The following is an 11,064-nucleotide window of genomic DNA, read 5'->3' as shown; positions in this document are numbered from 1 at the left end:
TGATATGTGTTTTTTAGGAATCCTTTTGGGACATTTTCTCTTGCGCTTTCTTAAGACATTATCACTTTTGGAGCAGACAGCAACACCGGAACGTACAGATGGATTTGACATTTTCAAAACCTTTGACTATAACGTGGCATACGAAATCAGGTTAGAGCGTGCTTTAGAAGAAAAAATGCTGACGCCGTTCCATTATTTTGGCATTCGTGATTTGTTCATTGACGGTGAAGTGATTGACGACTTTACGGAGTTCAATCGTTTAGTTTGTGATGAGCGTGTAGAGAAAATTTTGCAGGTTGCAAATCATTATGGACATGATGGGGATAGGGTGAAAGGCCTGATCTTTTGTAGCCGAAATGAAGAGGCGCGGCGTTTGTCGCAAAGCTTTAATTTGCGGGGTCTAAGGACCATTGCGCTGAGCGGCGCGAATAGTGAAATGGAGCGTGAGCAGGCAATTGAGCGGCTGGAAAGCGACGATGATGCCAATCGGTTGGATTATATATTTACGGTCGATATTTTTAATGAGGGTATTGATATTCCTGCGGTCAATCAGATTATTATGTTGCGTCCGACCCAGTCGACGATCATTTTTGTGCAGCAGCTGGGTAGAGGCTTGCGGAAAGCTGCTGGAAAAGAGTATTTAACGGTGATTGACTTTATTGGAAATTACAGTAATAATTATTTGATTCCAATCGCACTTTATGGTGATCGAACTTATAATAAGGACAACTTGAGAAAATTGATTAGCAATGGCAGCAGCATGATCCCAGGCGCTTCCACTGTGAATTTTGATGAGGTAACGAAGAAAAAGATTTACGAAGCGATTGATGCAGCCAACTTTAACGACATCAAGTTAATCAAAGAATGCTACTATAATTTGAAATATAAACTGGGGAGGATTCCAGCGCTTTTGGATTTTGAACGCTATGGAACGCTGGACGTCTTGCGCATTTTTGACAGCAAATCCCTGGGATCTTACTATATGTTCTTGAAAAAATATGAAAAGGATTTTGGGGTGCGGTTGAATGACGTGCAGGAGCAGATGTTGGAATATGTATCAAAGAAATTTGCTTCCGGCAAGCGTCCGCATGAGTTGATACTGGTTCAAACGATTATGAAGAAGAGGCATGATGTTTGGGATGCCTTTACTGCTGAACTGCGTGAAGGCTTTGACATTTCGCTAACCCCGTACAGCAAGGAAAATTTATGGAACTTAATGACAAATCTTTTTGCTGCGGGAGGAAATAAGAACACTTACAGTAAATGTGTTTTTCTGGAAGAAACAGAAATGCAGTGGAGTATTTCTGCGGCGTTTGAGAAAGCTTTGCAGGATGAGAACTTTGCAAAGATGCTATCCGAAGTGATTGAGTTTGGTTTACATCGCTGGGAGCAAAATTTCCGGAATACTTATGGGAGTACAAACTTCTGTCTGTATCAAAAATATACATATGAGGATGTATGCAGATTACTAGAATGGGACAAAGGTGAGGTTGCGCTCAACATTGGCGGTTATAAGTATCATGAAAAAACAAGGAGCTTTCCTGTATTTATTAACTATCATAAAGATGATGCCATCAGTGATACCATTGCCTATGAGGATGCGTTTATTAGCCCATCTCGTTTGCTTGCGTATTCTAAATCCAAGCGTAAAGTCACTTCCAGTGATATTGTAACGATTTATCAGGCCAAAGAACTTGGTGTGCATATCGAACTCTTTGTGCGCCGCGATAAAAATGATGCAATTTCCAAGGAGTTTTATTATCTGGGACCGATTCATGCTGTAGGTGAGCCGGAAGGTATGGTGATGAAAAATAATGGACTGGATATTGTTCGGATTAACTATGAGCTGGAAGTACCGGTGCGGGATGATGTGTACCGGTATATTGTGATGTAAGGAAAATTGTGAACATAGGAGCACCATGAAACGTAAACCCATAAAAGTGAATATAGAAACATATCCGGAAACTGTGGCAAACTACATGAAGGACGCCAAACTTTTTGACAGTAGCAGTTCGCCGCAGGCAAGGGTGACTTTCATCGATAAAGATGATGGGTATTTTTTGAAAGAGGCTGCGGAAGGCACGCTGAAAACAGAGGCGCTTATGACTGCGTATATGCATTCGTTGAAGCGATCTGAAGAAGTGCTGTATTATGGCTTGGCAAATGGAAAGGACTATCTGCTAAGCAGGAAAATTCCGGGAGAGGACTGCACGCATCCGGATTATCTGGCAGAGCCGAAGAGGCTTTGTGATACCACTGCCGCGCTGCTTCGGGAATTGCATGAAATGGATGGGAGTGATTGCCCCGTGCAGGATAGAATCATGACGTATACGGAAGCCGTAAAACGAGGATTTGAGCAGCGCTTCTATGAGCCTGATTTGTTCAAAGGCATTTGGGAGTTTGCTTCTTTTCCGGAGGCGAAACGTGCGGCAGAAGAGGGTCTGCCGCTGCTAAAGAAGGAAGTCCTGATGCACGGCGATTATTGTTTGCCAAATATCATTTTACAGAATTGGAAGTTTTCGGGTTATATCGATCTTGACTGCGGCGGAATTGGTGATCGGCATATCGATGTACTCTGGGGAATTTGGACACTGCATTATAATCTTGGAACTACTGCGTATACAAATCGCTTTATGGATGGGTATGGGAGAGAACTGATTGAACCTGAGAAGCTTCGAATGGTTGCCGCTATGGAGATGATTGGGGCAATTTAAAAGAAAAGATGACAGATCCGGCCAGCAAGGAGATTTTCAATTTATGCTAAAACGATTCAAGTGCCCGCAAGGCGCATACACAGAAAAAATCATCGGACAGGACAGGTTTGCCTATGGGCATTCTGACACTAATGATTTTTACGATTTTGAGAACGGAACAGTTTATATGCCCTTTGAGAAGAAAAGAAATACGATTTACGGAAATCCCGTATTTGCGGACGGAGGAAATCCGGTGTATATCGTAAGCCAAGAGGAGCGCTTTGAATGCTATTATCCGCAGAGGATTTCTTTTCCAAAGAATGCCAATGAGAGCGCACTTTTCATCGAGGACAGCAGAATATACTTTGAGGCATGGGTTGAAGAAGGCTGGGGTGAAGAGAATAATTGCCAGGCAGAGGCTTACAAGTACTATAACAAGGTGATTGTACGTGACTACGAAGGAAAGGCAATTTCAGAAGAGATAGGAAGCCTGTATCAAGCGGCAGACGGCATGTGGTGGATTGCCTGACTGTGTCTGACTACGATGAAGGATAAAAGAAGTTCCTACCTATTACCTTTCCTAAAAATTCACAGAAACCTGTGTCTCACTGTTGCTCTAAGATGTTCTGAGGGACAACTAAAAATTTTTCCATTCTAATCGCATCTAGCCAAAAATAAACATAGAATTCGCCATACACATAAATTATAATTGAAAAAAGTTAGAACTCTGAATCGTTATGTGCATGAATTTTAGGTTATTTTTGAACGTTTTCCTTTTTAGCAGTAAATCATACAAATATCTCCGAAAGAAGAGCACATGAAAAACGAAGGTACTTGCAAGAAGGGAGAACGGAATTACCCATGAAAAGTTTACCTAAATTGTATCAGAAGAAGGAATTTGAGCACGCCGACCGGCGAACGCTTCAAAGGAGGGTATGGCGTAAAATTGCCATCATAGCGCTTTGCATTTCTTTGATTGTTGCCAACGCAGCCGTAGCTTTAGCGGCGGGCTTTTCTGACAGCGAATCTCATGTTGTTTCGGAAACGGAAAAGACAACGGAGGAATCTGATGATATTCCCCGTGACAAAGATACCGTCTACACTCTTTATTTAACCCACATTTTTCAATTTACAAGCGGCGGACAGGGTAGAAGCATTGAGGCGTCTGAGACCCTGGAACTGACCGAGGCAGATTTTGAAAATGGGGTATGCGATTTGCGCCGCTTCACTTATGATCAGGCGCAGCTTGCGGTAACGGAGGCGAAGCCGCTGCATATCGAAGACTTTGATGAAAACAGGGAAGGCGGTGCGCGGATTGTTTATGCCGTAAAACGCGGCTGGAAGGTGGTACGTACAGAAAACGCCGCAGCCAAAGGCAGCGTACTGCGGGAAGTTTTTAACGGACAGCTTGCGGATTATGCCTTTGTGCCGGCAGAGGTGATACGGTTTCAAATGGAGTATCGATATTCCAATACGGGAGGTCTGGCAGGCAGCTTTGCGGCAGAGCCCGATACGGTGGAAGCAATGCCAGAGAAACAAGAAGACGGAACTTACCAGGTGGAATGGAAGCTGCCGACGACAGCGGGTTTTCGCATCGTTTTGAATCCGGAGCCGCTGAACCAGTATTTAGTAAAACCGCCGACCGGAAATGAAACGGCGGCGGAACTGGAAGCTGCGCTGGAACGCGGAGATTTTAATATTGATATAGAGCATCATCAGGTTTACTATGATCAAGAAAATGATGGTCAGGCGCATGCAGTGCTAAATCCAATCTATGGCAACCAATATTCGATGGAATATAATGAGGCGTGGGATCAGGCGCGTATTTTTAAGACGGATGGTTACACTGCAGCAGCCATGGGTGAGCATGACGAACCGGCGGGAATCGGTGCAAATCCGCTGGTGCATCCAAAGCTGAAAGTGACACTGACGGAGGCCCAGCTGGTGCAGGCGCTGGAAGGTGAAACGGATTTGCATCTCACTGTTTATTATCGCCGCAGTGCCGTTTCTTACACAGTAAACCATTGGGTGCCGAAGATTCTCTCTGGACTGGATGACTTTGCGGACATGGAACTGCAGACAATCGATGGTGTTGACTATGTTCGCCTCCACCGGGAAACCCTGCAGGGGCGCGTTGGAGCGACCACCAATGCGGCAGCAAAGACTGACGACATCTATGAAAAACTTACGCCAATGGATTTTTTTCAGAAACTGATTGAGAGCACATCCGATTCTGCGGGAACGACCGTAGATCTATATTATAAGGCGGCGGATTCTTATCGCGTGATTTTTGATACCAATTATACCTATATACCGAGACAACAGGTTAAATTGGGTAAGCGGGTTAATTTTGACCATGTCACAGAGCCAACGCGAACCGGGTATGCCTTTGGCGGCTGGAGATATCTGAAAAAAGACGCGCAGCCGGATGCCGACGGTGCATACAGAGATTGTGATTATGAAGAAGTGCCGCTTAATGCAGATGGCAGCCCGGAATTGACGATAAACGACGCTTTGATTGCAAAAGCAAAGCTGCAGGCGTCGGGTGGCGTGCTGGCGCTTCATCTGTATCCGAAATGGACACCGGAAAAAACGCAGGTGCGTGTCATTCTCTGGACGGAAGATTTGACCGGAACAGATGATGTACAGGCAATCGCAGAGGGCGGAAATGCGGAACAAGCAGGCAGCTACTACAAAGAACAGTACGCCGGTTATCAAAACGAACCGAAGTCCCATAAACCAGCACTAGGAAATGTCAATGCGCATTATAGCAATATGGGCAGCTTTACGATGGAAGTTACCACTGACACCCCTTTGTTAAAAAATGGGAACGAAAAAAAATTAGTCGATGCAATTCAGAGCCAGGTGACCACAGAGTTTGGAAAAACCATGGGACAGGAGCATGGCTTGGATGCGGCGCAGTTCTATTCTCAGGAAGCGTTTGAGATTGTACACGAGACCCAAAGTGGGCATGGGTCAGATCAAAACACGGCATCCGGCGACGGTAAAACCATGATCTATGTCTACTTTACCAGAAATATTTACACCCTGCAGTTTCATTATTACGGAAAGGGTTGGCAGGATTATCCATACTACGTTGCGATAAATACCGGCGGATTTAGCAAGCGCGGCGCGAAAGAGTGCGTAGTAAATGGGGAATTGAACTTTAACTTTGATCCAAATGGTATTTATGGAAATATAAAGAAACGAGCAGCGGTAAACAGCCATGAAGAAATGCCGGTGCCGCAGACGATTACCATCAAGGCAAAGTATGGTGCGGATTTGCAGGAGGTTTGGCCGATTTCAAGACCGGAAGAGTCTGTGACAGCAGAAACGAAAATAGCAGCGGTTACCTCCTGGGCGGTCACAGACGGAAAATTCCGTACAGATGCTTTGGAACCGGGAAATAGCCATTATAACGAATTTACGATTAAGGGGATCTATGAATCTATGGGAGCGGAACTGATTGCAAATCCCGAAGATCCTGGCAATGTGCATCACCTGGTCGCTTATTGGCGCTATAATATGAGTTCCAATTATTATCGCTATACTCATTGCTATGAAGTGCCGGCGTTAGATATTTCTGATATGCAGAAAGTCAGCATCTACAATGGAGATACAACAAACCCTCAAAACATGTTGTATCTGGTACCGGTGAATCATGAGGCAGTCGCGCAATACGGGTTTACGGATTTGATGCGGGTATCTTATGATCAGGGGCAGATTGTCTATCATGATCCGGAAGGGAACTATTATGCGGTGCGTGAATATACAAAAAATGGAGAGACTAAATATTATGCAGTCGCGCGGCAAGTGATTGCCATGTCTACAAACCGCATTGATAAGCAGGTGCCAAGTGCCAGACCGCATTTGACCAGAGTGAATGGCAACGCTGACCACTCCATAAAGTATCGGGATAGTGACGGCGCTAATCAGTACAATCGTATTGGTACTGCGGAAGATCCGTATGATCTGTATTTCTACTACAACAGAGATCGGTACCAGATTACCTATATCGCGCCAATCAATGCAGCAAATCGCGGGGAGAGCGAAGTGACGCTGGGAACGATTGAATTGCCTTACGGTACGCTGGTGACGCAGGAAGAATATGGATTTGCGCTAAAGGATGCGGATGATAATACCAACGGTTATCCCTGGCATATTGAGGCAGATGGCTATCGTGGTTCTGTCTGCCCCGATCGGTCAGAAAATGGAACAGCGGCATGGAAGTTCAAAGGATGGGGACTTGGACCTGCAGGTCAGAATATGCAGTGGTCTATGACGGAATATGCAGAACTGCAGCAGCATGCAGGAGAAGTTTTTGCTATTGCATCCAATTTGCATTTGTACGCAATTTGGGAAGCGCCGCTCTATACGGTGACCTTCCATCTAGACGGTGGAAAGGATGCAGGCAGAGCGCAGATTGCGTTGAAAGTTCCGGAAAACAACCGGTACTCCGCAATCGGCTTGATTCCGCAGCCGCTCAGAGAGGGATATACTTTGTCCGGCTGGTATCAGGCAGATGAAGATGGAACAATCACTGCGCCGAAAACTGAATTTGACTTCGATCAGGCGATTACAGAAAACAAGAACATTGCTGCAGCATGGTCGGCGGTCAGTGCAGAGACATTTGATTACCATATTTATTACGTGACAGACAGGCTGCGAGATGAAGATAAGGATAAGCACCATCTGACTGTACAGATTTCTGATGATAAAATCGTGGAAAGCGGTGGGAAAACCTATTATGTGCTGGAAAAATCTGTGAAGAAGGATCAGCTGTTCATTGCAGGCGCAGCACTGAATCAGACTGCAAAAATGCAAACGGGCTATGTTGCACAGGTTACAAATCAAATTTTGACGCTGCATAATCCGGATGATACCTATCACGTGATCTTCTACTATGATCCAGTCATCGCGCGTAAATATGTGATGAATTTTGTGGAAGCAGGTACAGAGCAGACGGCAAACCCGAAGATTATCAAGGGGATGGAGCTCGAAGCAGATCAGGCGGTCGTAACGCCGCAGCTCGCTATCGTCCAAGAACTAGCGGCAAAAGGGTATGTACTGGTAAATAAAAGTGCTGACGGCATATATTCACCGGCGGATAAAGCCGAAACTTTGACGTGGATGGATCAAGACGGCAGCATAAAGCCGATTGCGACTTTGACGGGAGCGAACATACCGGCTGTTGTCACTTATCTAGTGCAGCCGATTTCCTATACGATTGCATATCAGAACGGGCCGGATGCGCCGAGTGGAGCGGAGTATGCCCTTGAAGCTGTGACGGCGGCAAAAGATGTCCCGGTGGCGTCAGCAAAAGGAAAAAATCCAACCTGCTACACGGTGAAAGACAGCTTTACCATTAAAAATCCGCAGCCTGTGACGGAAAACGGGAAGCAGTATGTCTTTTCTCATTGGAGTTTGGGCAGTGATACGACAGAAAAAGATCATAAAACGGATTTCTCTGTACTCAAGGTAGAGGCGGGAACGATGGGAAATCTGACCTTTGTTGCCAACTGGATAGAAGTACCGGAAGGGTCGGACAGGCCGCAGACTCCGGAGGGGTCGAATCCGCCGAATATTCCGCAAGAACCGATGGAACCGGAACCGCCAGTCGATATAGAGGATCCCGATGTTCCGAAAGACGATCAACCGTCGATTGACATAGAGGAGCCGGATGTTCCAAAAGGCGATCTGCCGGCCATTGATTTGGATGAGCCAGAAGTTCCGAAAGCAGAGAATGCGCAGACACCGAATGTGCCTGCAGATACAAGTGTGACCGATGCGCCAGAGACAGGAGACAGCCGGCCTATATGGCAGTATCTTTGGATTTGTATATTGGCGTCGGGGCTTGCTGTTCTGACGCAGCGCAAGAGCCAGAAGAAAAAATAACAAGGAGTGTTTTATGCCAACTAAAATCGGTGTAATTTCGGATACTCACGGTCTTTTGCGGCCGGAGGTTGTAGAAGTGCTTAAAACCTGTGACTGTATCATCCACGGCGGCGATATCAACAAGACGGAGATTATAGAAGAACTGGAGCGTATTGCGCCGCTTTATGTAGTGCGCGGCAATAACGATAAGGAATGGGCGGAGCATTTGCCTGCATCCTTAACTTTTACAATCGAAGACTGTAAGTTTTTCCTGATTCACAATAAGAAAGAAGTGCTGGGAAAGCCAGAAGCGCTGGCAGGAATTGATGTGGTGATTTACGGACATTCTCACAAGTATGCGCAGGATATGATAGATGGCAGACTTTGGCTTAATCCGGGCAGCTGCGGCAAGCGGCGCTTCGATCAGGCGATTACTTTTGCCATTATGGATGTGGATGGAAAGGATATCAACGTAGAAAAGATTACTATTTCGCATAACAATCCAATAAAATAATAGGTATTTAAATGAAGAGAAGCATTTCTTTAACTATGGCGGCAGCGGTTCTGATCATTTGGCTGGGCGCATCGATCAATATGATGATCCGGTATAATATGGACTGGATCGACTATACAAAATACAGCATGGATCTGACGCCTTCACAAAAAGAGTATTTCAGCAAGGCACATATTACTTGCGGTGTGCAGTACAATAGACTGCCCATTTCCTTTCTCAACGAGGAACAGCAGAATGACGGGATTTTTATCGATTTTATCAATCTGCTTTCTGTGGAACTGGAAAATGACATGGATATCAAATTGAATCAGGAAAGTGATTTGACTCGGGATTTTGAAACCGGGGCGATTCAGGCTGCCATTGTGGATAAGAGTCAGCTGCCGGCAGAGGACTTTCTTTTTACAGAGCCGCTGTATATCATGCACGGGAAGATACTGGTCAAGGAAAATTCGAGCTTTGATAATATTAATCAGCTTGCCGATGTGAGAATTGCAGTAGAAGAAGGAGAAGAAGATGTTGCAGAGCGGATTGAGGAACTTTACGGCGCCAAAGGCGTCAGCGTGGTCTTTGCAAAGGACTTTCAGCAGTCGCTGGACATGTTGGAAAATGATCGAGTGGCAGCGGTAGCAGGGGATGAGACGAAGCTGTCTTATCTGATTAACCAGCAGCGCAGCAATCGGTATTATAAATTCCTCAAGTATTCTTTTTCCAGAAAAGAGATCTGTGTGGCATTGAACAAAGATAACGAAGGGCTTTTAAACGCTTTTAATAAAGCGGTACTTTCCATGAAAAAGAAAAATCTCATTACCAAGACTCAGAGCAAATGGTTTGGTGCTATGGAGCCGGAGATTACCGACATGACGGAAGTAGATGTGATCTATAACATCGGTTTTTTCTTTATCATATGCGGTGCGGCTTTTACCATATGGAATTTGTCTACAGCGAAGAAGGTAACGGAAAAGACCAGAGAGCTGTTCAACAGCAAGGAACAGCTGCGGTTGATCATAGATACTTTGGACAGGGGGCTGATTATCGCTTCCGGCAGCGGAACGATTTTGGAGGTCAACGATGAGATCTGCAGGATCGCAGGCTGCAGCAAGAGGGAACTTTTGAAGAGCGATATTCATACCAACAAGTGGGTCATGCCTTATTTGCAGCAGGAGGACGAGACTGTCTACAAGCTGAAGGAGCATTACTATATGAAGAATACCATGGATCTCAACGAAGGGGATAAAAAACTTTACATTGTGGAAGAGTGGACCCAGCGGTATATCAATGAGCGACGAAACATTCAGGAGGAAAAAATGATTGCGGTGGGGCAGCTTTCAGCAGGGCTTGCTCACGAGATTCGCAATCCTCTGGGGCTGATAAAAAGCTATATGTTCTTGATTCAGGATTTTGTAAAAGGTGAGGACGGTATTCATGCGGTGCGGGTTATTGATGACTCCATCAAGCGGATCAATCGCCTCATCGACAGCTTGCTGAAGTTTTCCAGGCTTTCCGGTGAGGATAATAAGGAAGTGGATATCGGTGAGCTGATCAGCAACATTTTGATTCTGGAAAAGAAACAGATGGACAGCAAGGATATTGATGTGACATTTTCTTTGAATGGAGAAAAGGCGAAGCCGGTGCTGCTTAATGAGGATCTTTTAAAGATTACTATGATTAATCTTTTGAATAATAGTATTGACGCACTTGCGGAGGTAGAGCGCAAGCGAAAAATTGAGATTCGTGTCACAATCTGGGAAAGGACGGTAAATATCGTATTTCGTGACAACGGATGCGGTATCGAAAGTGAAAGGCTTTCGGAAATTTTCAATCCGTTTTATACCAGCAAAGAGAGGGGAACCGGTCTTGGACTTTACCTGGTGCATTCTCAGCTGGAGCAGGCGGGGGGTGCGATTCGCGCAGAAAGTGTGCGGGGAGAAGGCTCTGTGTTTTATGTGGAAATTCCCATTAAAATGGCTTAAAGCAGGAGGAAGA

Annotated in this window: 6 protein-coding genes; all 6 read left to right on the top strand. The window is 45.4% G+C overall.

The genetic code is table 11. The features are described 5' to 3' along the window. Window positions 1–1,894 (top strand): DUF3427 domain-containing protein (locus D1151_RS02565; protein ID WP_207708614.1); only part of this gene is annotated, 1,894 nt, incomplete at its 5' end. A gap of 25 nt (window positions 1,895–1,919) precedes the next feature. Beyond that, window positions 1,920–2,714: an aminoglycoside 3'-phosphotransferase gene (locus tag D1151_RS02560; RefSeq protein ID WP_161907824.1), complete on the top strand. Its 795-nt coding sequence runs from the start codon at window positions 1,920–1,922 to the stop codon at window positions 2,712–2,714. 43 nt (window positions 2,715–2,757) lie between these two features. Next, window positions 2,758–3,222 (top strand): hypothetical protein, encoded by a 465-nt coding sequence (locus tag D1151_RS02555; protein WP_161907823.1) that lies wholly within the window; start codon window positions 2,758–2,760, stop codon window positions 3,220–3,222. A 332-nt stretch (window positions 3,223–3,554) separates the two neighbouring features. After that, window positions 3,555–8,588 (top strand): InlB B-repeat-containing protein, encoded by a 5,034-nt coding sequence (locus tag D1151_RS02550; RefSeq protein WP_161907822.1) that lies wholly within the window; start codon window positions 3,555–3,557, stop codon window positions 8,586–8,588. A 13-nt stretch (window positions 8,589–8,601) separates the two neighbouring features. Further along, window positions 8,602–9,081, top strand: a complete 480-nt coding sequence (locus tag D1151_RS02545; protein WP_161907821.1) for a metallophosphoesterase family protein — start codon at window positions 8,602–8,604, stop codon at window positions 9,079–9,081. A gap of 11 nt (window positions 9,082–9,092) precedes the next feature. Beyond that, window positions 9,093–11,051, top strand: a complete 1,959-nt coding sequence (locus D1151_RS02540) for a transporter substrate-binding domain-containing protein (protein WP_161907820.1) — start codon at window positions 9,093–9,095, stop codon at window positions 11,049–11,051. Window positions 11,052–11,064: the final 13 nt, after the last annotated feature.

Origin of the sequence: Emergencia sp. 1XD21-10 (genome assembly GCF_009936045.1) — a bacterium.
In the GTDB taxonomy this organism is placed as follows: Bacteria; Bacillota; Clostridia; order Peptostreptococcales; family Anaerovoracaceae; genus Senimuribacter; species Senimuribacter intestinalis.
This window is presented reverse-complemented; position numbering and strand designations above follow the sequence as displayed.

Coding starts and splice junctions, on each gene's coding strand:
- D1151_RS02545 (WP_161907821.1), top strand. CDS start 8,602: ATGCCAACTAAAATCGGTGTAATTTCGGATACTCACGGTCTTTTGCGG.
- D1151_RS02540 (WP_161907820.1), top strand. CDS start 9,093: ATGAAGAGAAGCATTTCTTTAACTATGGCGGCAGCGGTTCTGATCATT.
- D1151_RS02550 (WP_161907822.1), top strand. CDS start 3,555: ATGAAAAGTTTACCTAAATTGTATCAGAAGAAGGAATTTGAGCACGCC.
- D1151_RS02560 (WP_161907824.1), top strand. CDS start 1,920: ATGAAACGTAAACCCATAAAAGTGAATATAGAAACATATCCGGAAACT.
- D1151_RS02555 (WP_161907823.1), top strand. CDS start 2,758: ATGCTAAAACGATTCAAGTGCCCGCAAGGCGCATACACAGAAAAAATC.